The organism is Sulfitobacter sp. KMM 9851 (assembly GCF_057178245.1).
Window position 1 is genome coordinate 2,072,811 of the sequence record NZ_CM169991.1, and the last position, 24,067, is coordinate 2,096,877.

The 24,067-nt window shown below is 59.8% G+C and carries 28 protein-coding genes; 9 read left to right on the forward strand and 19 right to left on the reverse strand.

The window, feature by feature from the left end:
* Positions 1-85: 85 nt before the first annotated feature.
* The 11 genes from AC1965_RS10235 to fabD all read right to left on the reverse strand — a co-directional run bounded on the left by AC1965_RS10235 (position 86) and on the right by fabD (position 9,745).
* Positions 86-376: a DUF7742 family protein gene (locus tag AC1965_RS10235; protein ID WP_483883770.1), complete on the reverse strand. Its 291-nt coding sequence runs from the start codon at positions 374-376 to the stop codon at positions 86-88.
* On the reverse strand, positions 376-2,850 hold the full coding sequence (locus tag AC1965_RS10240; RefSeq protein ID WP_483883771.1) for a baseplate multidomain protein megatron: 2,475 nt from the start codon (positions 2,848-2,850) through the stop codon (positions 376-378). Before AC1965_RS10240 ends, AC1965_RS10235 begins: the two co-directional genes overlap by 1 nt.
* The gene (locus AC1965_RS10245) at positions 2,762-3,103 is read right to left on the reverse strand and encodes a hypothetical protein (RefSeq protein ID WP_483883772.1); all 342 of its coding nucleotides are present in this window, start codon (positions 3,101-3,103) and stop codon (positions 2,762-2,764) included. Before AC1965_RS10245 ends, AC1965_RS10240 begins: the two co-directional genes overlap by 89 nt.
* 233 nt (positions 3,104-3,336) lie before the next feature.
* Positions 3,337-4,521, reverse strand: a complete 1,185-nt coding sequence (mltG, locus tag AC1965_RS10250) for an endolytic transglycosylase MltG (RefSeq protein ID WP_483883773.1) — start codon at positions 4,519-4,521, stop codon at positions 3,337-3,339.
* Positions 4,521-5,780: a beta-ketoacyl-ACP synthase II gene (gene fabF, locus AC1965_RS10255; RefSeq protein ID WP_483883774.1), complete on the reverse strand. Its 1,260-nt coding sequence runs from the start codon at positions 5,778-5,780 to the stop codon at positions 4,521-4,523. Before fabF ends, mltG begins: the two co-directional genes overlap by 1 nt.
* A gap of 131 nt (positions 5,781-5,911) precedes the next feature.
* Positions 5,912-6,445, reverse strand: a complete 534-nt coding sequence (locus tag AC1965_RS10260; protein WP_483883775.1) for a GNAT family N-acetyltransferase — start codon at positions 6,443-6,445, stop codon at positions 5,912-5,914.
* 167 nt (positions 6,446-6,612) lie between these two features.
* Complete coding sequence (locus AC1965_RS10265) at positions 6,613-6,846, reverse strand: acyl carrier protein (RefSeq protein WP_483883776.1); 234 nt, start codon at positions 6,844-6,846, stop codon at positions 6,613-6,615.
* A gap of 202 nt (positions 6,847-7,048) precedes the next feature.
* Positions 7,049-7,786 (reverse strand): 3-oxoacyl-[acyl-carrier-protein] reductase, encoded by a 738-nt coding sequence (fabG, locus tag AC1965_RS10270; protein ID WP_483883777.1) that lies wholly within the window; start codon positions 7,784-7,786, stop codon positions 7,049-7,051.
* Positions 7,787-7,810: 24 nt separating this feature from the next.
* Entirely contained in the window at positions 7,811-8,386 is a 576-nt protein-coding gene (locus AC1965_RS10275) for a COG3904 family protein (protein WP_483883778.1), read from the reverse strand.
* On the reverse strand, positions 8,383-8,787 hold the full coding sequence (locus tag AC1965_RS10280; protein WP_483883779.1) for a hypothetical protein: 405 nt from the start codon (positions 8,785-8,787) through the stop codon (positions 8,383-8,385). The genes AC1965_RS10275 and AC1965_RS10280 overlap by 4 nt, the downstream gene beginning before the upstream one ends.
* A gap of 25 nt (positions 8,788-8,812) precedes the next feature.
* Positions 8,813-9,745 (reverse strand): ACP S-malonyltransferase, encoded by a 933-nt coding sequence (fabD, locus tag AC1965_RS10285; RefSeq protein WP_483883780.1) that lies wholly within the window; start codon positions 9,743-9,745, stop codon positions 8,813-8,815.
* Positions 9,746-9,890: 145 nt separating this feature from the next.
* On the opposite strand from fabD, the gene AC1965_RS10290 reads away from it, so the two are divergent.
* A complete protein-coding gene (locus AC1965_RS10290) occupies positions 9,891-11,084 on the forward strand; it encodes a cytochrome b/b6 domain-containing protein (protein ID WP_483883781.1) in 1,194 nt (397 codons plus the stop codon).
* Between the two features lie 110 nt (positions 11,085-11,194).
* On the opposite strand, the gene AC1965_RS10295 is transcribed toward AC1965_RS10290, so the two are convergent.
* Both AC1965_RS10295 and AC1965_RS10300 read right to left on the reverse strand, forming a co-directional pair.
* The gene (locus tag AC1965_RS10295) at positions 11,195-11,764 is read right to left on the reverse strand and encodes a YceI family protein (protein WP_483883782.1); all 570 of its coding nucleotides are present in this window, start codon (positions 11,762-11,764) and stop codon (positions 11,195-11,197) included.
* A 131-nt stretch (positions 11,765-11,895) separates the two neighbouring features.
* Positions 11,896-12,390, reverse strand: coding sequence for a hypothetical protein (locus AC1965_RS10300; RefSeq protein WP_483883783.1), 495 nt, complete (start codon positions 12,388-12,390; stop codon positions 11,896-11,898).
* A gap of 325 nt (positions 12,391-12,715) precedes the next feature.
* Between AC1965_RS10300 and rpsF the strand changes: the two genes are divergently transcribed.
* The 6 genes from rpsF to AC1965_RS10330 all read left to right on the forward strand — a co-directional run bounded on the left by rpsF (position 12,716) and on the right by AC1965_RS10330 (position 17,228).
* The gene (gene rpsF / locus AC1965_RS10305; protein ID WP_483883784.1) at positions 12,716-13,078 is read left to right on the forward strand and encodes a 30S ribosomal protein S6; all 363 of its coding nucleotides are present in this window, start codon (positions 12,716-12,718) and stop codon (positions 13,076-13,078) included.
* A gap of 28 nt (positions 13,079-13,106) precedes the next feature.
* The gene (rpsR, locus tag AC1965_RS10310; RefSeq protein WP_005852865.1) at positions 13,107-13,334 is read left to right on the forward strand and encodes a 30S ribosomal protein S18; all 228 of its coding nucleotides are present in this window, start codon (positions 13,107-13,109) and stop codon (positions 13,332-13,334) included.
* A gap of 12 nt (positions 13,335-13,346) precedes the next feature.
* Positions 13,347-13,976 carry a 50S ribosomal protein L9 gene (gene rplI, locus AC1965_RS10315; RefSeq protein ID WP_483883785.1) on the forward strand — a complete coding sequence of 210 codons (630 nt, stop codon included), beginning with the start codon at positions 13,347-13,349 and terminating at the stop codon, positions 13,974-13,976.
* Positions 13,977-14,110: 134 nt separating this feature from the next.
* A complete protein-coding gene (locus AC1965_RS10320; protein WP_483883786.1) occupies positions 14,111-14,401 on the forward strand; it encodes a hypothetical protein in 291 nt (96 codons plus the stop codon).
* 315 nt (positions 14,402-14,716) lie between these two features.
* Positions 14,717-15,196, forward strand: a complete 480-nt coding sequence (locus AC1965_RS10325; RefSeq protein ID WP_483883787.1) for a transglycosylase SLT domain-containing protein — start codon at positions 14,717-14,719, stop codon at positions 15,194-15,196.
* Positions 15,197-15,269: 73 nt separating this feature from the next.
* Positions 15,270-17,228, forward strand: a complete 1,959-nt coding sequence (locus AC1965_RS10330) for a bifunctional 2',3'-cyclic-nucleotide 2'-phosphodiesterase/3'-nucleotidase (RefSeq protein WP_483883788.1) — start codon at positions 15,270-15,272, stop codon at positions 17,226-17,228.
* A 41-nt stretch (positions 17,229-17,269) separates the two neighbouring features.
* Here AC1965_RS10330 and AC1965_RS10335 read toward each other — a convergent pair whose 3' ends face one another.
* The 5 genes from AC1965_RS10335 to AC1965_RS10355 form a co-directional block, all read right to left on the reverse strand.
* Positions 17,270-17,653 carry a VOC family protein gene (locus tag AC1965_RS10335; RefSeq protein ID WP_483883789.1) on the reverse strand — a complete coding sequence of 128 codons (384 nt, stop codon included), beginning with the start codon at positions 17,651-17,653 and terminating at the stop codon, positions 17,270-17,272.
* A gap of 348 nt (positions 17,654-18,001) precedes the next feature.
* Positions 18,002-19,333, reverse strand: coding sequence for a trigger factor (gene tig, locus AC1965_RS10340; RefSeq protein WP_483883790.1), 1,332 nt, complete (start codon positions 19,331-19,333; stop codon positions 18,002-18,004).
* A 224-nt stretch (positions 19,334-19,557) separates the two neighbouring features.
* A complete protein-coding gene (locus AC1965_RS10345; RefSeq protein ID WP_483883791.1) occupies positions 19,558-20,430 on the reverse strand; it encodes a type IV pili methyl-accepting chemotaxis transducer N-terminal domain-containing protein in 873 nt (290 codons plus the stop codon).
* Between the two features lie 77 nt (positions 20,431-20,507).
* The gene (locus AC1965_RS10350) at positions 20,508-21,449 is read right to left on the reverse strand and encodes a calcium/sodium antiporter (protein WP_483883792.1); all 942 of its coding nucleotides are present in this window, start codon (positions 21,447-21,449) and stop codon (positions 20,508-20,510) included.
* A gap of 147 nt (positions 21,450-21,596) precedes the next feature.
* Entirely contained in the window at positions 21,597-21,881 is a 285-nt protein-coding gene (locus tag AC1965_RS10355) for a DUF2312 domain-containing protein (protein WP_483883793.1), read from the reverse strand.
* A 104-nt stretch (positions 21,882-21,985) separates the two neighbouring features.
* Here AC1965_RS10355 and AC1965_RS10360 point away from each other — a divergent pair, with 104 nt between their 5' ends.
* Positions 21,986-22,225, forward strand: coding sequence for a hypothetical protein (locus AC1965_RS10360; protein ID WP_483883794.1), 240 nt, complete (start codon positions 21,986-21,988; stop codon positions 22,223-22,225).
* 73 nt (positions 22,226-22,298) lie between these two features.
* On the forward strand, positions 22,299-22,721 hold the full coding sequence (locus AC1965_RS10365) for a protein tyrosine phosphatase family protein (protein WP_483883795.1): 423 nt from the start codon (positions 22,299-22,301) through the stop codon (positions 22,719-22,721).
* 22 nt (positions 22,722-22,743) lie between these two features.
* Here AC1965_RS10365 and AC1965_RS10370 read toward each other — a convergent pair whose 3' ends face one another.
* Positions 22,744-24,039, reverse strand: coding sequence for a FliM/FliN family flagellar motor C-terminal domain-containing protein (locus AC1965_RS10370; protein WP_483883796.1), 1,296 nt, complete (start codon positions 24,037-24,039; stop codon positions 22,744-22,746).
* Positions 24,040-24,067: the final 28 nt, after the last annotated feature.

Consider the following 24,067-nt stretch of genomic DNA (forward strand, 5'->3'; position numbering starts at 1 on the left):
TCGTCAGCTTACCTCATGCAACAGCATCGAACCAAATGTAAATCCGCAATGCCATTCAATTGTCATGTGGGGATGTAACCGGAACTTACAAGTGTTGGGCCCGGCGCGCGGCGATTTGCTGCACCACCAGCGCGATGCAGCGACAATAGTCATCACTGTCAAAGCCCGGCTCGCGCGGCATCCGACCCGCCCACGCCGCCGCCAGCAATGTGCCATTTCCCCAAAGCGGATGCGGACGGCCCATTCGCCGGGTATAGCAATCGGCGTAATGTGCACGTACCAGCATCCGCCCGCAGACCCGTGCGCGCGCGCCGTCCGGTATTGTCAGCAAAGCCCGCGCCGCTGCTGTGACATCGGAGTAGAGCACTCTGCGCATCAGATTTCGATATCAATCCGTGCCGCCAGCCCCGGACCGTAGGCCGCAGATAGCTGCGCGACAGTGACCGTAATCGCGCCTGCACCGCCATCTGCTGACCGTTCTGCCGCGCCGTAGGTCCAGCTTGGGGTCACCACGATCTCTTCGCGGATCACAACGCCACCATTACGAACGCGCACCAGATAGCTTTCGCGTTCTTCGCCCAATGGCACCTCTGACGTGTCCCAAGTATCGCCATCCACGCGGGTACGTCTGACCCATGTCAGGGCCACGTCCCCCCCGGCAGTCACAGTGCTGCGCAGGTGCACGGGGCTCAATGGTCGCAAGCCGTTGCCGTCAAAGGCGTGCACCTCATGACGGTACGACGGGTCGTCAAAAGGCCGCCGTGCAGGCCCGATGCGGTAGTGCTGCGCAACGCGCCGCAAGTTCGGACTAAGCTCAATCTGCTGCGGCACGCCATTCATCAACACAAACTGCGAACCGGCCGGCCAAGCATCGGGCATCAGCGCATCACTGCCTGCCTGCCCCCGCAACCGGGTTTTCAGCCAATAGGTCTGCGGCGCCACAAGTTCTGCCTCGGCAAACTGGAACAATTCCCAGTTGTCCGTGCTGCCGTCACCGATGGCGGCCAGATTGGCGCCACTTAACAACGCATCCATGCCCACGGATTCAAGCGTGCCGCTGGCAAGCTTTACTTCCAGAACATCGCCGCGATCAATCACACCTGACATCGCCGCGCGCATCACACTCTGTGTGATTCCGAAGGTCGCGCGGGCGGGCACCACCGCGTTGAGCTGATAATCGGAATCGGTGTTCGCGCGGTACACTGCGACAGATCCGGGCCAGGGCTGGGCGGTGATTGCAAGATGTGGCGCATGGGGCAACTCATCGCCGCGCAAAAGTGGCAAATCCATGAAAACAGGCACCACAGGCACCGGCGGCACAAAGGGGCGCATCCGGGCCAGCCCATCGTCGATCGGTGCTGCCGCATAGACCTCAGGCTCAATTCGGACCGCCTCGACCAGCAGCAAATCGGCGTGATCCAGGCGGTCGATTCGGTAGCGGCCCGGCGCCTCCTGCCCCTGTGCGGGCAACTCGATTACATCGCCCGCCCCCAGCGCCATGCGCGAGGGCGGTAGCGCTAGCCGCACCGCCTCGCGCGCAACACGCGCTTCGGTCAACCAGCGCTCGACCACCTGACGCCCCTCACCACGTGTGAGCGCCATGTTGAGCTCTGAAGCCGCCACTGCATGTGTCGCTTCGTCCGCCAGAACCGCTTCTTCCGAAACGACGTCAAAATCACCATCCGCCTGCACAAACCGCAGCCGCATCCGGCCGGACACTTCTGCTTCTGCTTCGCGCAACTGTTCGGTGATCCCGTCCAGATCAGCGCTGACAGCCAGCATCGCCGGATCCAATCTCACAGCCTCTCGACCGTCGCGCATCCGAAAAACCAACGTCCCGTCGCGTTCAATCGCATCGAACCCATAGCGGATCATCAAAGGTTGCAAGGCCGCCCGCGCCTCAGCCACTTGTTCTACCGCATAGCCGCGCACGTAGCCCAGCAGCGCCTCGGTATCGAAATGCGTGACCCCGGCGCGCCGACAAATCTCACCCACGACAGACGCCAGCGACCGCGCCGACGTGCGCCCATTGATCCAATGCCCCCGGGCATAGTTCTTGCCATCGCTCCACAGCTCGCGGTTGTTGGGAAAATGCGGATAAGGCCGCACATCCCACGCCCAGACAAAGGCCCGCGACATGTCCAACATCCGCCCCTCATATTCTTCGGACATCGGGTTATGCGCCTCGTCGCGCCAATACTCCGAGACCGCGCGCAGGTATTGCATTTGCATCAACTCATCCCGCGCGCCCGTCGACTGATGCGGCAAAGCATTTTCAGAGCTTTTCAGATCAAGGAATTTGTTTGGCTCGTTGGCGCCTTTGTCCACAGCAGCGCAGCCATATTCGTCCACCCAGGCGGCGTCGAATTGCGGCCCGCGCAGACCCTCTGGGTCATGTGCCGTATGAACCGTCGCCACGGCACCATTCGGCCAGACCAGCCGCTTGCGCGTCGCCTCCCAGGCCGGACGCCGATCCGGCGGGCTGCATGCCAAAATGCCGCTGTCGCCAAATATCATTACCTCGCGCACCTGTTCGATGGTCTCACCAACCAGCGCCACACGCGCGCAGGCCCCCGCGTCAAACGGCTTGCTCCCCTCGACCTTGCTGCGCACCCATTCTGCCCCGGCCCGGGTCTTGCCCGCCCCGCGCCCGCCCATGATCACCCAGGTCCGCCAGTCCCCCTCCGGCGGCAACTGGTGATGCATCGCCCAGAACTCGAACAAAAAAGGGAGAGCCAAAAGCTCTCCCTCATCCAGATCATTAAGAAACTGGGCCTGGGTCTGCGCATCTTCGCAGGCGATCCAGTTTGCACCCGATGTCAGCCCGTGCGGCATCAAGATCAAGGGCATATCCCCCCTGTGCGATTCCAGCTTGTTTGTTTCGACAGTCATTCAGGTCAATCTCCGCTCTCACGCAGCTCGCCAACATGGTCTTTGCCTCAGACACACATTTGCTCACCGCAGTTTGTTTGATTTCCTTCCCGGACTGGGCTTTTTCCAGCAAATCTTCAAACTCTCGGCGCAACGCAGCGATAGAAAGCTTCAGACCGCGCAAAACCTCTGCACATTCTTTTACTTCTTGTTCCGGGGTAATTATCATCATTGCTCATACCTCTCGTTGGTCTCCCAACCGAGCAGACACAAAAAAACGGCCAACAGGGTCACCCCCGCAGCCGTTCGCCCACGTCTCCTAGCATGTCACAAGTTGTACGTCAGACCGTTCGCAAAGTCAAGAAAAACTGTGTTACCAAAACCCTGTAACACCGCGCGATCATTAATAAATTCTTAACATAGACCGAAAACGGGCCCCACTGTCAGGCGGGGCCCGATGTTTGTTTAGTTCCCACCTGTAGACGCGTTTCCCGCCGCTTCCGCGCCGCGCTCCGCTTCGATCTTGCGCCAGTTGGCGACGTTGCGGTTATGCTCGTCCAGCGTCACGGCAAAGGCGTGACCGCCGGTACCGTCAGCCACAAAGAACACAAAGTCACTCTCATCAGGCTGCGCAGTCGCCATCAGGCTGGCACGCCCGGGGTTGGCAATCGGGGTGGGTGGCAGCCCGGGGATTACATAGGTATTCCACGCGGTTTCCTTGCGCAGCTCAGACTGACGCAGCCCACGGCCCAATACGCCTTTGCCCTCGGTCAACCCATAGATCACCGTGGGGTCCGTCTGCAGACGCATACCTTGGTTCAGGCGGTTGATGAACACGCTGGCCACCTGTTTGCGCTCCTCCGGCACACCGGTTTCCTTTTCAACGATAGAGGCAAGGATCAGCAACTCTTCCGGCGTGGTGATCGGCAAACCGGGATCACGCGCTTCCCATGCCGCAGCCAGCAAAACCTCTTGCGCTGCCTTCATCTGTGCCACCAGTGCTGCTCGGTCATCGCCCGGACGCAGTTCGTAACTGTCCGGTGCCAGCGATCCTTCGGCAGGAATCTCTTCAACCTTACCAGTCAGTTCCTCGACGCTCTTCAATCCTTCGATCACTTGCCAGCTGGTCACACCCTCGGCCAGCGCCACACGAAACCGCGTGTCGTTCTTCTTGGACAATTCGGTATAGACAGTCGGCACGTCTTCGGCGCCCGGCTCGAACTCGGCCCGTTCAACGAAGCGGTTGGTCACAGGATCAAGCTCGCGCAACTGCACGCTGATCCGGTTCACCCCGATCCGATACACGACCTCGGTCCCACAGGTACTTGCGCCGCCCCTGGTCACCACATCCACGATACCCGACATCGAGGTTTTCGGCTGAACCAGAAAACTGCCCGCCTTCAAATTGCTGGTTTTTTCCTCATAGTCCGCCCCAAGCCGAAAGATAGCGGCCGAACTGACGGCTCCCTGCTCTTCTAGGTCATGACTGACCTTGCGCATGTTCGACCCGCGCTCGACCTGCAAACAGATCGCCTGCTCCAGCGGTCCCTCAGCTTGGTATTGCGCCTTCCCCCACAGGATGACACCGCCCAGCAGAAAAAGACCGACCATCAGAAAAGTGACGGCATTTGACGCGATATTACGCCACATCAGCTGACTTTCCCGAAAAGAACCGACGCATTCGTACCGCCAAAGCCAAAGGAGTTGCTCAAAGCGATGTCGATCTTGCGCTCGACCTTCTTGTTTGGTGCCAGATCGATCTTGGTCTCAACAGCCGGGTTATCAAGGTTGATCGTGGGCGGTGCCACCTGATCGCGGATCGCCAACATGCAGAAGATCGCCTCGATCGCGCCTGCCGCACCCAAAAGATGCCCTGTGGCCGACTTGGTCGATGACATGGTAACCTTGCCCGCCGCATCACCCATCATGCGCTCAACAGCGCCCAGTTCGATGGTATCGGCCATGGTCGATGTGCCATGTGCGTTGATGTAATCAACATCGCCCGGCTCCAGACCCGCATTCTTCAGCGCTGCGCGCATCGACCGCTCACCGCCTTCGCCAGTCTCTGACGGTGCGGTGATGTGATAGGCGTCGCCGGACATGCCATACCCCAATACTTCGGCATAGATTTTGGCACCACGGGCTTTGGCGTGCTCATACTCTTCCAACACCACAATACCGGCACCTTCACCCATAACAAACCCATCACGGTCGATGTCATAGGGGCGGCTGGCCTTGGTGGGGTCGTCGCCGCGCTTGGTCGACAGCGCCTTGCAGGCATTAAAGCCGGCAATCCCGATCTCGCAAATCGCGGCTTCGGCCCCGCCTGCAATCATCACGTCGGCGTCGCCGTATTTGATCAACCGTGCAGCATCGCCAATCGCGTGCGCGCCTGTGGAACAGGCGGTCACAACCGAATGGTTCGGGCCCTTAAATCCATAGCGGATCGACACCTGACCAGAGATCAGGTTGATCAACGCACCGGGTACAAAGAACGGGCTGACGCGGCGCGGACCCTTCTCGTGCATCATCACGGCAGTATTGGCGATGGAATTCAGCCCACCAATGCCAGACCCGATCAAGACGCCCGTGCGCTCAAGATCTTCGGCGTCGGTCGGCATCCAACCTGAATCCTCGACCGCCTGCTGTGCGGCGGCCATGCCGAACAGGATAAAGGTATCAACCTTGCGCTGCTCTTTCGGCTCCATATAGGTGTCGGCGTTGAACGTGCCGTCGCTGCCATCGCCCAACGGTACTTCGCAGGCATACTGCGTCACCAGTTTGCTGGCATCAAACCCGGTGATTGGCCCCGCACCCGATTGCCCATCCAGTATCCGGGACCAGCTCGCCTCGACCCCGTCCGCCAGCGGCGTCACCAGCCCCAAACCTGTTACTACTACTCTGCGCATATCCAAGCCCCTTGGTATTTTATCGCGTTGACAGGCTATACCTTGTGGAACAGGAATTGTTCAAGGGTTCAGCGCATCGCGCGCGCGACACATCGCCCAGAAACGCCAGATAATACGGCCTTAGTTGTTCGTTAGACCGGTGGCCCCTTGCGCGTCAAAAGCAGAACCTTGTCACCCAGATACTCGGTGTCGCGCAACAGACTGTAGCCAAGCGCTTCGGCAAGGCGCAGTGACGCGTGATTGTCCACATTGATCAAGCACACCGTGCGGCCTGTGATAACCCGGTCGAACCAATCATGTGCCGCCCGCGCCGCCTCCAGCCCAAGGCCCTTGCCCTGGGCCTGCGGCTCCAAAACCCACCCGGCCTCTGGGTAGGCATCAAAATCCTCACCCAGTCCACGGGACCGAAAGAAAAAACCGGTCTGCCCGGCCATCTCCCGCTGTCCGTGGATCTGAATCGCCCACTGGCCGAAACCGACGATCTGCCAATGGCCTGCATTTGCCAGAAAAACATCCCATGACAGCGATTTGCTCCGAGGTTTGCCGCCGATGTGGCGGATAACGTCAGGGTTCGCCCAAATTTCGGCAAAGTGGCCGAAATCCTCGGCACGCATCGCGCGCAAGGTGGTACGGGCGGTATTGATCGTTGGAATGGTCCGGGACATGGGGGGTGAATTGCCTTCACACTTGAACTGCTGCCTGCGCTTAGAATTGCCCGCTGACAACACGTGGTACAAGACCCTCATTCGAAAAAAAAGAAAACGGCGTCATTCCGCTAGGAACAACGCCGCCGTTATCTTTTTACCGCCGACCCAAGGCCGACAAAACCCGCTTAAGAGGCTTCGTTGATGAACTTGACCGCGTCACCAAACGTCTGGATGTTTTCAGCGGCGTCATCGGGGATCTCGATGCCGAATTCTTCTTCGAACGCCATCACCAGTTCCACGGTGTCGAGGCTGTCTGCGCCCAGATCGTCGATGAACGACGCATTCTCGGTCACTTTTTCCTCTTCAACACCTAGGTGTTCCACAACGATCTTTTTCACGCGGTCTGCGACGTCGCTCATAATAAGTCCTCATGTCTTCGGGCCATTTTGGCCCCTTTTGGTTTCCGCCCGCTGTTGAGCAGCGTTTGAAGGGTGCCCCAAAAGGGGCGGCTATTATCCTTGTTCGCACAAGGTAGATGGGGCAATCAAGCACCCATCTTCAGGATTCTGCGCTCCCTTTAGCATATGCCACGTTCTTGGCAAACGCTATTGCGGTGCAGTCTCACAACATGGCCATGCCGCCATTCACATGCAAGGTGGTACCGGTGACATAAGCGGCCTCGTCACTTGCCAGGTAAATCACTGCGGCAGCGATCTCATCAGGGTTGCCCATGCGCCCGGCGGGAATTTGCCCCATGATTCCAGACTTTTGCTCATCGGTCAGCTTGTCTGTCATGGCTGTGGTGATGAAACCCGGTGCCACGGCGTTGACGGTGATACCTCGGCTTGCGACCTCGTAGGCCAGTGATTTCGACATGCCCACCATCCCTGCCTTTGACGCGGCATAGTTGGCCTGACCGGGGTTGCCCGTGGCACCCACAATCGACGAAATGTTCACAATGCGGCCCCAGCGCGCCTTCATCATGCCGCGCATGACGCCCTTGCACAGCTTGAAGGTGGCGGTCAGGTTGACGTTCAACACCGAATTCCACTCATCATCCGACATGCGCATGAACAGGTTGTCACGGGTGATTCCGGCGTTGTTGACTAGAATATCTACCGATCCCATTGCCTCTGCCGCCTGTTTCGGCAGCGCGTCGACCGCTTCCAGATCGCTCAGGTTGCACGGCAGTACATGCGCGCGCGCGCCCAATTCGGCTTTCAGGGCCTCCAGCGGCTCTGTCCGGGTGCCCGACAGGCCCACGGTGGCGCCCTGTGCGTGCAGCTTGCGCGCGATGTCGGCACCGATGCCGCCAGACGCGCCGGTGATCAGTGCATTCTTTCCTGTAAGATCAAACATGTGTCTTCCTTTATTCTTTAACTGTCAGGGCTGCGTCAGCAGGCCGTAGTGGCTGATTTCTGCCGCTGTCATGTCGTGTATCCCGTCCGAAGGCGCCGCCTGCAAGGTAAACCAGTAAAACGCATCGTTGCCCAGCATGTCCGCGACATAGCGGCGGGTCATCTGGTGTTCGGGCGATCCTGCGGGATAGCTGCTGCCTTCACGGTAACCGTTGCGCCACGAATGCACCCCCAGCCGCGCGCCCGGTGCCATGCTGCGGCGGGTGCCTGCCAGAAACAGGTCCACACCGCCAGAATCGACCACGCTGTCGCGGCGCAGATGCGTCGCCATCCCCAGCGCGCGCAGCTGATAGCCCATGTCGATCGTGGCCGCCCCATCAATCGACCCGTCGATCTGCGTCAGCACGACGGTATCCACCTGCGGATTGGCAACGAGCATGCGCTTGAAATTCGCCGCCGTTCGGCTGGTGATTGTGCCAGACAGCAGCAATTGCCGACCCTGCACCTGCATCTGGGTGCCGTCCGTGGCGTTTTCGATCGTGCCACAGGCGGCCAGTAGCATTAACACCAGCCCGGCGCAGGCCGCTGCCAGCCGTCTCATGCTGGAAGGGCCGTGGCGTCACGGGCGCCCAAGGCATAGCGGATCACGTCCACGTAATCGAACGCCAGCGAGATTGTGATGGTGACCATCACCACCCAAATGATCCGACGCGGCCAGACCGGCATGTAATCCTTGCCCTGTTTACGGTAAAGATAGGCCACCAGCGGCGTCCAGATCAGCACGTGCGGCAGACCCAACAGTTTGACATAGCCCAGTTGGCCAAAAAGCCCGTAGACCGCCGCCGCGGCAAGAAAGCTCGACAGCAGTGTCACAAGACCGACCACCCGGCTTTGCCGCCAGATCAATAGCGCGAAAGGCAGTACAAAGGCGCCGATAAACAGCCAGTTCAGCCACCATGCGACCCATGTCGGCTGCAAAGCGATTGCGTCTTCAAAACTCATGATGCCACCTCCTGATGCGCCGCGCTCAGGCGTCCCGCGCCGCTTCGACCTCTGCCGGTGTTCCGACGGTGCGGGTTACGATGTCCTTGTTGATGCGGCGGATCATGCCCGTCAGGGCCTTGCCTGCACCAATTTCCCAGATTTCGGTCACACCCTGGTCGGCCATCCACTCCACCGACGTGCGCCAGCGCACCCGGCCCGTCACCTGATCTACCAGCAAGGACCGGATCAGCTTGCTGTCGCTCAGCCCGGCGGCCAACACATTGGCAACCAGCGGCACCGCCGGATCGTTGAAGTCAACCTCATCAAGAGCGCGCGCCATCTCAGCCGCGGCGGGCTTCATCAAGGCGCTGTGAAACGGCGCGGAAACTGGCAATATCAGCGCCCGTTTGGCGCCTGCTTCCTTGGCCAGCTCCACGGCGCGCTCAACGGCGGCTTTGTTGCCAGAAACCACGTTCTGCGCAGGATCATTTTCATTGGCGACCTGGCAAACCTCGCCCTGCGCCGCCTGTTCGGCCACTTTTTCGGCCTCTTCAATGCCCAGCCCAAGGATCGCTGCCATTGCGCCTTCACCCACCGGAACGGCGGCCTGCATCGCCTTGCCGCGAATCCGCAGCAGGCGCGCAGTATCGGCCAGCGATACCGAACCAGCGGCACAAAGCGCGGAATATTCACCCAGACTGTGACCCGCGACAAAGGCTGCCTTGTCGATACCAATGCCCTCGGCCTTCAATGCCGCCATTGCTGCCATCGACGTCGCCATCAGGGCCGGTTGTGCATTTTCGGTCAGGGTCAGGGTGTCAATATCGCCTTCCCAGATGATCTTGGATAGGTCTTGCCCCAGCGCCGCATCGACCTCGTCAAACACGGCCTTCGCGGCGGGATAGGCCTCGGCCAGCTCGCGGCCCATGCCGATGGTCTGGGCGCCCTGCCCCGGAAATACAAATGCGATGGTCATGGTATGGTGTCTCCTGCGGAATTTGCCCCAGATGTAGCCTGCGCCGCAGGTGCAAACAAGACTGCACGGGGTCTGTGCGCGCATTGCCATTGTGAGCCAATGGCCGCGCCGCTACATATCGGCAACCCTGTTTCGGAGCCCCTCCATGCCGTTTTCCAACACCACACTGCGTTTTGGCAGTGTCACCAAAGCCTTTCACTGGCTGACCGCGCTGCTGATCCTCACCTTAATCCCGCTGGGCTGGTATGCTGACGAATTGCCCTATGAGACGGCGCCCGAACTGGCCCGCAAGGCATGGCTGTTTTCGCTGCATAAAACGCTGGGTGTCAGTGTCTTTTTCGTCGCCCTGTTGCGCATCCTGTGGGCCGCAACGCAGCCCCGGCCGGGACTGTTGAACGCCGACCACAAGCTCGAAGCATTTGCTGCTGAAACCGTCCACTGGCTGCTTTACGGTGCGCTTGTCATCGTGCCGCTGTCGGGGTGGATCGGCCATGCCGCCGCTGCGGGATTTGCACCGATCTGGTGGCCGTTCGGCCAGAACCTGCCGCTGGTGCCAAAAGATCCAGCAATCGAACATATCGCGAGTGCAGTACACTTTTATGCCGGTCGGATGCTAATCCTCGCGCTTTTGCTGCATATCATGGGCGCGTTAAAGCACCATGTGATCGACCGCGACGCCACCCTGCGCCGGATGCTGCCCGGCACGCCCGCCCTTGGCCCGCTGCCCCCGCAGACCCATAGCCGCGCCCCAATGGTTGCTGCGTTTGTGCTTTGGGCGGGTGTGATTGCGCTGGGTTCGGCACTTGCCAGTGGACAGGAAACGGCCAGTGACAGCCCCAAACTGGCCCAAGTCGCGTCCGAATGGCAGGTGCAGGACGGCAAGATCGCGATCACGGTGACCCAGTTCGGCAGCGCCGTCAGCGGCAGTTTTGCTGACTGGACCGCCGACATCCAGTTCGACGAAACCGCAACCGATGGCAATCATGGCGCGGTCACCGTGACCATCGCTGTCCCGTCACTGACACTGGGATCGGTCACATCGCAGGCGCTGGCGGCTGACTTTTTTGATGCAGCAACATTTCCAGTTGCTATCTTTAAGGCCGACATCATCGCTGTGCCGGATGGCTATGCCGCCGAGGGCACGCTGACGATCAAGGACAAGACGGTGCCGCTGACCATGCCATTCCTGCTGGCACTGAACGGTGATGTCGCCGAAATGCGTGCCGATCTGACGCTGGATCGGCGTGACTTCGGCATCGGTGACAATCTTGCCGATGACAGCAATCTGGCATTCGGCGTGGCAATCAACACGAGCCTGCACGCCCGACGCGCAGAATAGGGTCCCGTCCCCACACATATCTGTTGGATGCACAATTGGACCCATAACGGAAAAAGCCACCGCGCCTGCCATGGCGCGGTGGCTTTTGATCGCATCAGATGGTGGCGGGGTTATTCGGCCTTGCTGGCTTCGATCGAAATGCGCAGGTTAACTTCGTCGCTCACGTAGGGCGCGAACATGCCCAGATCAAAATCAGAACGCACCACTGTCGCCGTCGCGTCAAAACCGGCCCATGGTTTGCCTTCCATCGGGTGATCGCCCATCTGGTTCAGCTTGGCGTCCAGCACGACAGGCTTGGTCACACCATTCATGGTCAGATCGCCGGTGATATTTGCCGTGTTTTCGCCGGTCACTTCGATCGCGGTGGATTTAAAGGTGACCATGTCGCCTTCTTTGGCGCCAAAGAAATCATCGGACATAAGGTGGTCTTCGCGGGCCTCCCAGCCAGTGAACATCGACATCACAGGGATCGATACGTTGACCGTGGATTGTGCCGGATCTTCAGCGTCAAAGCTGATCTCGCCCTCGAACCCGCCGAAAATGCCGGTTGTCGTGGAAAAGCCAAGGTGCTGGTAGTCAAAGACCACCTGGCTGTGGCTGGGGTCAAGAACGTAGGTGTCAGCAGCAAGGGCGCCGTTTGCGCCAAGGGCAAAGGCAGCAGCAAGATATAGTGATTTCATCGGTGTCTCCAGTGTGTATGCCGTGTTGAACGAATATACGGTCAAGTTGGCGTTTCACAGGCAGACAACAACTCCGCACCACTCCACAGGGTCTGCGCGGTAATGAACAGAAATATCAAATAATTCTTATCTCAGGCCAGTTTACCGGCGTCTTGCAGGCCTGCAACAAGGCTGTTCATGGTGCTTCGGTCAGTCAATGTGACCTCGACCAGAAAATTGTCGTTTTCGTCCCAAAGACGCAGATGCGCACCACGGTGTTCCGCCCGCGACAGATCGCCAAAACGGCATCGGCCCAGCACGGCACGTTGACCTTCTTGGCCCTCACGCACCAGACGCACTTCGCGGCGGATCGTATCAATCTCAACTTGCGGGGCGCGCGGCGCCGCGCTGGCCTGCAACAGACAAAGCCCGGCAAGGACCGCCGTTACCGACAAAATCAGCTTGAACAATAACACCCCCTCTTCGCCAGCGGCACTGGGCATCAGCCACAGCCCCACCGCAGCCAATGTCAAGGACGCGCCCGCAAGGCGCTGCACCGCGCGCACCAACAGCCGACTGCCATCGCCAATGCGGGCTGCGTCTGCGATTGACGGATCGGGCGGCATGAAATCAGCGGTTGCGGTCATTTGATAACCTCTTGAATAAATTACTAGGAACACTTTGAAACTCAAAAGCGACAAAATCTGGACGTCCCTGCGGCACCGTCAAGGCCATGTCACGGCAACGCAATGTCGCTTCACCCGTTAAAGACGGGTTAATGGGGCGCTCTACCAGCCGTCAGACGGCCCCTGCCCGCCAGCAAAGCCGCGAGGGCTTGTCTGGGCTGATATTCCGTGTATATCAGCCCTTCCTTTGCAAAGGATATGAACCGCGCAGACTCTCGTGGTGGGGCCGCAAAGGAATACATGCCTCGCCTATGAAATGCGCCTTGATATAAATATAGGAGTACGCATGCCGCTATATGAGCATGTCATGATTGCGCGTCAGGATTTGTCCAACACGCAAGCAGAAGGCCTCATCGAACACTTTGGCACCGTCCTCGCGGACAACGACGGCAAGCTCGTCGACAGCGAGTACTGGGGCGTCAAAACGATGGCCTACAAGATCAACAAAAACCGCAAGGGCCACTATGCCTTCCTGCGTTCGGACGCACCTGCGACCGCCGTTCAGGAAATGGAACGCCTGATGCGCCTGCATGATGACGTGATGCGCGTTTTGACCATCAAGGTCGAAGAACATGCCGAGCTGCCATCCGTGCAGATGCAGAAACGCGATGAGCGCCCAGACCGTGGCGAACGCCGCGAGCGCCGTTGATTAACGCTTGAAGAAAAGGACATAAACCATGGCTGCAAAACCATTTTTCCGCCGTCGCAAAGTGTGCCCCTTCTCGGGCGACAACGCACCAGCGATCGACTACAAAGACACACGTCTGCTGCAACGCTACATCTCTGAGCGTGGCAAGATCGTGCCGTCCCGCATCACCGCCGTATCGGCCAAGAAACAACGCGAACTGGCCCGTGCCATCAAACGCGCGCGTTTCCTCGCCCTGCTGCCCTACGCCGTGAAATAAGGAGCAAAGCACATGCAAGTTATCCTTCTGGAACGAGTGGCCAAACTGGGCCAGATGGGCGAAGTCGTCGACGTAAAGTCGGGCTACGCTCGCAACTATCTTCTGCCACAAGGCAAAGCGCTGTCGGCCTCCAAGGCCAACATCGAAGCGTTTGAGGGCCAGAAAGCCCAGCTTGAGGCACAGAACCTTGAGACCAAAACAGAAGCCGACAAAATGGCGGAAAAGCTGAACGGTCAGCAATTCGTTGTGATTCGTTCCGCTTCCGACGCGGGCGCGCTTTATGGTTCCGTCACCACCCGTGACGCCGCCGAAGCCGCAACTGCCGAAGGTTTCACCGTCGACCGCAAGCAGGTTGTTCTGGGTCAGCCGATCAAGGAACTGGGCCTGCACGATGTACAGGTTGTTCTGCACCCCGAAGTCGAAGCCACAATCCAGCTGAACGTTGCACGTTCCGCGGAAGAGGCCGAGCTTCAGGCGTCTGGCAAATCCATCCAGGAAATGGCAGCCGAAGAAGAAGCGGCAGCCGAGTTCGAGATTTCTGAACTGTTTGACGATATCGGCTCTGCCGCGTCGGACGATGACGATCTGGGCGACGCCGTTCGCACATCGGACAACGAAGAAGACGACAGCGCAAACGCCTGATCGCCTTTCTCGAGCTAAAAACAAACGCCGCGCAGGAAACTGCGCGGCGTTTTTCGTTATCCCCAGACACGACGATACCCACCCTTTCACCGCAGAATTGTGATAGACTGGTCAGGTATAGGATGGAGGTAACGATGCGCTACATCACGATTACAACCTGGGAAATTGCCGACGGGGCCGATTACAATCTTGCTCTGCGCGCAATCGAGGAAAAACGCCTGCCCGCCCTCAAGAGCTTTGGCGCCAGCCGTGTCACTGTCGTACGGACCAGCGATCGCACCAGTGCAGCGATCACGGAATGGCCTGACAAGGCGACACGCGACGCTGCAGAGCTCAAGATCGACGAAGTGCGCCGGTCAGTCCACAAAGACGATCAGACCCGCATGACAGGCGAAATGAAGGGCGAGATCGTCGCGGACGTCTAGCGCGGCAATCGACCGAATGATCCGCGGCTAAATCATCGCAGCGCTGGGGCGCGGCGCCGTGGGCGGCGTTTTTGCGGCGCTGACCCTGCACGATCGCTTAGCGATATCGGGGGAATCCCGATCGCACCGGATATGCGGATTTCCGCCATCGGCCTCTACTACAGGATAAACCTGCCTGCCCCAGCAGCGCTAACCCCCTGCCAAATCGACAAATTTTGCCACTACGGCAAGGAGCCGCGCATCCCCTGCCAGCGTCTTGCCCGAAAGCGGCGACCGCGCCATGCTCCGGCAGTTTCAACAACTCCAGTGTGCTGCATGCCTCAGACAACTCGACGCGTCTTTTTATCGCTGATCGCGGCTTCTATGCTTACCGCCTGTAACGCCGCCCCAGACGTCGCCCCCGCCCGCCCAGCTGGTCCGCCGCTCCATCCGAATGAGACGCCCGAGCTACGGCAGAAGATCAACTACTGGTCCGATTTCTACGATGTCCCGCGCCCGTTGGTACATCGCCTCGCGATCCGAGAAAGCACCCATAACCCAAAGGCCCGCAACGGCCCCTACTATGGGTTGCTGCAAATCCTGCCCGCCACCGCGCGCGGCATGGGGTTCCAGGGGCAGCCGACTGATCTCCTCGATCCTGATACCAATCTGAAATATGCGGTGAAGTACCTGCGCGGTGCCTGGCTGCTGTCTGATGGTGATCATGGCACAGCGGTGAAATGGTACGCGCGCGGCTACTACTACGAGGCCAAGCGTCGCGGCATGTTGGTGCAAACCGGCCTGCGCAAGGGCTGAATTCAATTCATTCTTGTCACACGGCGGACATGGGATCAGGCTATGGGGGTGTTACAGCAAAAGGAACGCCGCCATGCCTCTCCGCCTTAACCGCCGCCATTTCCTTGCCGGGTCTGCCGGGCTGCTGGCCCTGCACCCGTTCTCCCTGCGCGCAGCGTCCAATCAGGCCCACCTGCGGCTGATGGAAACAACCGACCTGCATGTGCATGTCTTTCCCTACGACTACTATGGTGACAAGCAGGTCGACACTGTCGGCCTTGCCCGCACCGCCAGCATCATCAAGGATATCCGCGCCGAGGCCACCAACACGCTGATGCTCGACAACGGCGATTTTCTGCAAGGCAATCCGATGGGCGATTACATCGCCTACGAGCGCGGGATGAAAGAGGGTGACATGCACCCGGTCATTCAAGCGATGAACACCGTTGGGTTCGACGCCTCTACCCTGGGCAATCATGAATTTAACTATGGCCTTGAATTCTTGATGAAATCCTTAGCCGGGGCTGATTTTCCGGTGGTCAGCGCCAATGTCGTCAAGGAAATGGGCAGTGATCCCACCAAGGACGTCACGCTGGTCAAACCCTATGTCATTCTTGAGCGCATGTTGACCGATGGCGCGGGCACGGCACATCCGATCAAGATCGGTCTCATCGGCTTTGTCCCGCCCCAGATCATGAACTGGGATCGCCGCCATCTGGAGGGCAAGGTACAGACCCGCGACATCCTTGCCACCGCCCGCGCCTATGTGCCGCAAATAAAGGAAGCCGGGGCCGATATCATCATCGCGCTGTCACACTCGGGGATCGGGGCTGCAAAAGAGGATGAACTGATGGAAAACGCCTCTGTCCCCCTGGCTGCCGTGGATGGAATCGACGCGATCCTGACCGGCCACAGCCACCTTGTGTTCCCGTCGGGCACATATGCAGATTACGCGGCGGTGGATGCCGAAGCGGGAACGATCCACGGCAAACCCGCCACTATGGGCGGGTTCTGGGGCAGCCACCTGGGGCTGATCGACCTGATGCTGGAACGCGACGGCAACAGTTGGCGCATCGCCAGCCACAGCGCCGAGGCGCGGCCCATCTCGCAACGTAACGAAGACCGGTCTGTGACCGCCCTCGTGGAAAGCGCCCCTGCGGTGCTTGCCTCTGTACAGCAAGCGCATGATGAGACGCTGGCCTATGTGCGCCGGGCGGTGGGCAAGACGGACGCCAATCTGCACAGCTATTTCGCGCTGGTGGCAGATGACCCGTCGGTGCAGATCGTGTCGAATGCGCAGATCTGGTACATCGCGCAGATGATGAAGGGGACCGCGCATGAGGGGTTGCCGATCCTGTCAGCCGCCGCCCCGTTCAAGGCGGGGGGCCGTGGTGGGCCTGAGTATTACACCGACGTGCCCAAGGGCGATGTGGCAATCAAGAACGTGTCCGATCTGTACCTTTACCCCAACACCGTGCGCGCTGTGCGGGTGACGGGTGCGCAGGTCAAGGATTGGCTAGAACGCTCTGCCGGGATCTTTAACCAGATCACACCGGGCAGCGCCGATCAGCAGCTGATCAACGACAGCTTTCCCAGCTACAACTTTGATGTGATCGACGGGGTAACCTATCAGATCGACCTCAGCCAGCCCTCGAAATTCGGCCCGAAGGGAGAGCCAGAGAACCCGGACACCAGCCGTATTGTGAACCTTCAGTTCAAGGGGCAAGACATTGATCCGGCGGCGGAATTCATCATTGCAACCAACAACTACCGCGCCTCTGGCGGCGGCGATTTTCCGGGTGCCAAGGGCGACACCATCGTATTTGAAGGCCCCGACACGAACCGCGACGTGATCGTGCGCTACATCGTCGAGAAGGGAACCATCAGCCCGCGCGCCGACGCCAATTGGGGCTTTGCCCCGCTTGCGGGCACCACGGTCCTGTTTGCCACGGGCCCCAAGGCCGCCGATTATCTGGACGAGGTCAAAGGCGTACAGATGGAAGCGGCGGGCGACGCGGCGGACGGGTTCGCGCAGTTCCGTATCACCTTGTAACGCAGTGGCAGGCGGTCGCAGAAGGCCCGCCTGCCGGGCCGTCATACCGGGGCGTGACAGACCGCCTCGATGTTGTTCCCATCCGCATCGTGCACGAAGGCGCCGTAATAGTCGGGGTGGTACTTTGGCCGCAACCCCGGTGCGCCATTGTCGCGGCCCCCGGCGGCCAGCGCGGCCTTGTAAAACGCATCCACCTCGCCCCGGTTCGCGGCTGCAAAGGCACAGTGGAGCGGCGGCACCTGTGCGACCCCTTCACTGACCCAGAAATCGGGGCTTTCGCGGCCATAGCCTAACACCTGTTTGCCGCCGGTATGCTCTGCCGGAACCTCGAGCAATACCTTGGCCCCCAAGGTGCCAAGGCAGGCATCGTAGAACCGACGGGCCGCGGCAATATCCGAAACCTGAATGCCGAAATGATCAATCATCTTTAGTCCTTTCAATATGCTGACAGGACACCAGTAACACGGGATGATGACAGCGGGTGGCAGCAGGGGCTGCCGCGCAACGTACGGTGGGGCCGGCAACGATTGCGGGTGAATCGTAGGTTAACGCCATAAAAACCGGGATTTTGGCGGTATGATTTTTGTACACCGACTGTACACCGCGCGTACCGCAGCGATGCTGCGGTTATTTGGGTTAACGAGGCGTGCGCTAAGTGTGTTGCCAGAGGGTTAATGCGCACGCGCAGGGGGGGTTGATCCTATCCCCCGAACGAAAAAGGCCGCCCCGGATCGGAGCGGCCTTTCTTAAGTTATCTGACGATGCGGTCAGACTTATTCGTCTTCCAGTGCCTCAACGGCCTTTTGCAGATCGTCCTTGGAAACCTCTTTTTCGGTTACCTTGGCCTGCTCGACGATGTGATCAACAACCTTGTCTTCGAACAGCGGCGCGCGCATTTGCTGCTGCATCTGCTGGTTCTGCTGTACGAATTCAAAGAACTGACGTTCCTGACCAGGGTACTGACGCGCCTGGTTCATAATCGCCTGTGTCATCTCGGCATCGGTCACCTGAACTTCGGCCTTCTGGCCCAGTTCGGCCAGCAACAGGCCCAGACGCACGCGGCGCTCGGCCAGCTTCTTGTGCTCGTCCGTGGTTTCGATTTCGGGGTGATCGTGGCCCTGAACATCGGGGTTTTCTTCGTGCCACAGTTGGTGCGCGATCTGACCGGCTTCGGCGTCGACCAGCGATGGCGGCAGGTCAAAGCTGACCAGCTTGTCCAGCGCATCGAGCAGCGCACGTTTCATCACGGCGCGGCTGGCACCGGCGTATTCGGCCTCCAGACGCTCACCGATCTGCGATTTCAGCGCGGCGAGGTCTTCGGCACCGAATTTGGTGGCCAGTTCGTCGTTGATCTCGGCGGCGACGGGTTCTTTCACCTCTTTGACGGTGCAGGCGAATGTCGCTTCCTTGCCGGCCAGATGCGCGGCTTGGTACTCATCGGGGAAGTTCACGACGACAGACTTCTCTTCGCCTTCTTTCGTGCCGACCAGTTGCTCTTCGAAACCGGGGATGAAGGAGTTGGAGCCCAGTACCAGCGGATAATCTTCGGCAGCGCCGCCTTCGAATTCTTCGCCGTCAACGGACCCTTTGAAGTCGATCACAATCTGATCGCCATCCTTGGCTTTGGAGCCTTTCTTGCGGGCTTTGAAGTCCTGCGCGGTCTCGGCAAGGTTTGCCAAGGCTTCGTCGATTTCCGCATCGCCTGCTTTGACGGTCATCTTTTCCAGCTTGATCTTGCCCAGATCAACTTCGGGAATTTCGGGCAGCGCTTCGTAAGACATGCTTACTTCGACGTCATCGCCTTCTTTCCAGTCTTCGTTGGTCATCTTGACCTCGGGCTGCATCGCAGGGCGGTCGCCGGACTTTTCAAAATGCTCGGACATGGCGCCATCAATGCTTTCCTGCATCGCTTCGCCCATAACCTTTTGGCCAAACTGCTTTTTCAGCAGCGCCATTGGAACCTTGCCTTTGCGGAACCCCTTCATCTCAACTTCGGGCTGCGCTTCGGCCAGTTTTTCGTTAACCTTGGCTTCAAGCTCTGCGGCGGTAACGGTGATGTTGTAACCGCGTTTCAGACCTTCGTTAAGCGTCTCGTTGACCTGCATGTTTGCTCCATAGAATAAGGCCGCGCCGACTGTGGCGCGGGCAAAAAATTTCTGCCCTTCTATGGGTGTTGACGCCTGCGTGCAAGGGGAAGACGCACCTGTCGGCAGGATCAATCCACCTATGCGGCCATGGGTAGGCAAATCGCGGCGATTGGCGGTGTTAATCCCGGCAGCGCCGTGGCCCGACAACGCAGATCGGCCCCACCCCGCATCCGATAGGCCTGCTAAAGCTTGGCATAGCTCCGGGCGGCTTGTTTGCATTTGAACAGAAGTTTGTTGCTCAGGTCGACAACCGCCATCAGCCCCGCCTCGTCCAGCGCGGCACCTGCGGCGACATCATTGGCAATCTGCGCAAATGGGTCCCAAAGCTGGCGCACACCGGCGAGTTTTTTGGCCAGTCCCGGCGCCGGTGGCATTATGCCGACAGCAGGGTTGCCTCTTTCCAGCGCATCTTGCGCCTCTGAAAAGGCGGCAAGCGTGCCTTTCAGGCGCGACAGCATTTCGGCCCGGTTTATGTTGAGGGCAACAAAGCAGATTTCCTTGGTCAGCTTTTGCGACAACATGATCTGGCGCCTTGCCAGTTCGATTGTCTGGCTCAGCATTCTGTTGCCTTTGGGGCCGTGGGCCTGTTCCACCGCCCGCATCGTGGTGTTTGATAGGGCGAGCAAAGGGTCGCTAAGCGCCAGTATCTGGCCGACGGGGACCGCGTGCAGATCACCTGCACCAACCTGTAGCGTGGCCGCCCGGTAGGTGGCAAACACCGCTGCCACAGTATCCAATGCGGCCAACACATCGGGATCTTCCTCAGGGAGGATGGCCATGTTTTCATCACCGGTGCGCAGGGCCATCATCGTGGCGTGAAACAGATCCGCCGAACCGCGCGCCTTGTCTGATTCCGATCCGGGATCAATGCCGCCCATGACAAGACAGACGGAGCGCCCCATCTGTTCGGTGAGAAGGCGCTGGCGATCAGCCAGCTTGACCTTGTTGGCGGCGCTGCCTTCGACCGTGGTCGGCTGTACCTGCGCATCGACAGGGGCCACTGTCGACAGCCACAGGGCTGCCAGCAGAAAGAACAGAAGTTTGCAGTGCCGCATCACATTCGCCCATAGCCGTGTTTAATCGGCATGTTGCGCAGAAGGGTCTTAAGAAGACGTAAGTTTGTCGGAGGCGATCACGTCCACAGCAAAACTATCAGATAGCCAACATAGGCCAACATCAATGCCGCACCCTGCCAGCGCGTAACGCGTGCGCCCATCAGCGCACAGGCAATCAGAGCAAGCGTTGCCGCCAGCATGATCCAGACGTCAAGTTCGACGATACGCGCCGAGACCGCAACGGGGTGGATCACCGCCGTTACACCGAGCACGCCCAGAATGTTGAAGATGTTGGACCCGACCACGTTGCCGAGGGCCACATCACTTTGACCGCGCCGCGCCGCGATGACCGAGGTCACCAATTCGGGCATAGAGGTGCCTACAGCCACGATGGTCAGCCCGATGACCGTTTCGGAAATACCAATGGTCTGGGCCAGCGACACGGCGCCCAGCACGAGGAACCGCGCCGATAAGATCGTGACAACCAATCCGCCCAGCACCAGTACAAACGCCATTCCTGCTTTGGGCCCCTGGCCCGCCGCCGGCACTGCGATCTCGGGCGACGTTGCGGGGTCTGCCGCCGCGTCTGTTTTGAATGTGTAGATCAGGTAGGCCGCCAAGCCAGCGATACATATCATCCCTGCCCCACGCGACACCTGTCCGCCCAGCACAACCCAGATGCACAGCAGTGTCGCCGCCAGCAGAACCGCCCCATCGCGGTAAAAGGTGCCGCGCGCAATGGCCACGGGGGCGATCACTGCCGTCAGGCCGAGGATCAGCAGGATATTGGCAATGTTTGAGCCGACGATGTTGCCAAGGGCAATGCCCGGTGCCCCGGCCAGCGCGGCCTGCACAGAGGTGACCAATTCAGGTGTCGACGTGCCGAACCCCACGATCGTAAGACCGATCACCAAGGGGGAAATCCCCCAGCCCTGTGCCAGCGCTACGGCACCGCGCACAAGAATTTCGCCGCCCCAGACCAAACCGATCAGGCCGCCAACAACGTAAACTATATCCATTAAAATTGCCCAAGGCCGCGCCTAAACTCACGCCGCGGCGGCCGCGCGGACCATCGGCAAATGGTCCTGATCTGTGTGGACTTCAAGCCCCCGCGCCCGGCATATTCGCGCCCCCGCGGACAAATGTCCACCGAGGGCGCAACCCGGTCACATGCCCAGGGCTTCTTTGTACATTTCGAGCACCGCTTCTTCTTCGGCAATGTCGTCCTTGTCGCGCTTGCGTAGGGCGATCACCTTGCGCAGCACCTTGACGTCATAGCCGCGCGATTTCGCTTCTGCCATGACCTCTTTTTGCTGTTCTGCGAGGTCTTTCTTTTCGGAATCCAGACGCTCGATCCGCTCGACAAACTGGCGCAGTTCGTTGGCGGTCACGCGGTAGGTGGCATCGCCGACGGTATCGACGACTTCGGGATTGGTGCTGGTGTCGCTCATGGGGGGCTCCTTAGGGGACGGCTTGGCGTGTGTGACTACAAGGCGCGCGGCGCGCCCGCAAGCGGGACTTGCCCGCGCGCGACGATTGGCGTAGCTCTGCCGCCATGGAAAATGCTGATACAAACCCGTTTGAACTGCTGATCTGGTCCGGCGCGGGCCTGTCCCTGCTGGGATTGGTCGGCCTGATCTGGTGTATTCTGAAGGTCAGCCGGGCAAAACGCGCCGGGTTGGACGATGATGCGATGCGCGATGTGGTGCAAAAGGCGCTGCCGGTGAACATGGGGTCGCTGTTTTTGTCGGTGATCGGGCTGATGATGGTGATCCTGGGGATTTTCCTGGCCTGATCTGACCGGCTTGGGTTGGCATCGCGGTGCAACCTTGGCTGGACAGCGAAGCCCCATCTGCGTAAATCGTTCCATGGACATTCGCCAAATCACCCCCCGCTATTTTGTCGCCCCGCAGATTGACGCGGGCGATATGGAAGCTCTGCGCGCGCAGGGCATCACCCGTATCCTGTGCAACCGCCCCGATGCCGAGGTGCCACCCAGCCATCAGGCTGCCGCGATCCGCACCGCCGCCGAGGCTGCTGGCATCGCCTTTGAGGAACAACCTTTGACGCATCAGACCATGGTGCCCGAGGTGATCGCACGCAACCGCGCCCTGGGCGTGGAGAGCGATGATACAGTTCTGGCCTACTGTGCCTCTGGCACCCGGTCGACCATCGCCTGGGCGCTTGGCCAGGCGGGCACGATGGATGGGGATGCCATTGTCGAGGCCGCGCGGCAGGGTGGATACGACCTCAGCAACATCCGCCCCATGCTGAACGAAGCCTTCTGTTAGAGTAGCGGTCCCCCGGCGGCGCCTATCCGACCTGAAATTCAGGCAGGTCCGGGAGGGCGTCGTCATCGCCATCCAACCCCGGCAGGTCAGACATATCGGGCATATCTGACAGGTCAGGCAGATCGCCCATATCAGGCAGGTCTCCCATATCAGGCAGATCGCCCATATCAGGCAAATCGCCCATATCAGGCAGATCGCCCATATCAGGCAGATCGCTCATGTCGGGCAGATCATCCATCATCGGCGCAGCGATGGCCGCGCCCGGTGGGGTGGCGCCGTGGCGGCGTTCAAAGCGTACCTCCGGCAGGTTCAGTTCCGCGCGGTCACTTGCGCGGCGGCGGGGCTGGGTCATCGGTGTGGGCTGGTGATTCAACCGCACGGCACGCATCCCGTTCAATTGCCCCAACGCCCCTCTGGCCAGACCACGACCGCCCGGTTCCAGCACTTTTACATCGTCGAACGAACAACTGGGTAATGTGAGCATATCCCCAGCCTTGAACCCACTGATCGCGCTGAGGGGCAAGGACATACGCGCCAACCCGATGTTAAGGGAGACATGCAACTCCATGACATTGTTCAGCAATATCTTGGGCGATTGAGTCGCGACCGATCCCTGCCCGTCTGCACCCATCTCGTCCGACTGACCCGCGGACGCGTCACTGTCGGACAGCAGCGGCAGGCACAGCAGCATCTGGCCCTGTCGTACCCCGCCCGCAATATCGACCGTCAGATGCAATATTCGGTAGTCGGGGGCATCCAGTGCCATCAGCATCAGCCGCAGGTCTTCGGAACGAGCGCCGAAACGATAGCCTTCGATCCAGCGTTGATCGGCCGGGGTATCAGGTAGCGACGCCACAGCGTCGAGCAGGGCATCGACAAAGGGTGCGCAGATGGCGGCGTCCGTGCTGGTCAGGCTGCGGGTCGCGGCGTCGGCACCTTGCAACACTTTGCCCATGGTCTGCTGCTGGATCAACGCCCCGACCAACAGCGGATCAAGTACCACCGCGCCGCGACGACGCGCCGGACCGTCAAGCAACATCAGCAACGACCCTGCCTCGAATGCCTCGGCAAGGGTGTCATTGCTGCGTTCCTCGACCCGCACAGCAAGCACGGCCATCGCCATGTCGAACAGATCGTTCGCCACCTTGGCCACGGTCACGCGCAACGCCTTTGACAGCGACATTGCACGCGCCTGATGGCCTGCCCGCCCCGCCTGTGCCTTGCGGCGCAGCGGCGAAGACGGGGTTGTTCCCGGCTGTGTTGCCTGTTCATCGGCTGGTATTTTTGCCTGATCTTCTGCCATCGCCTCCACCCGCATTACGCGGTCCTTTTACGATGCTTAACCG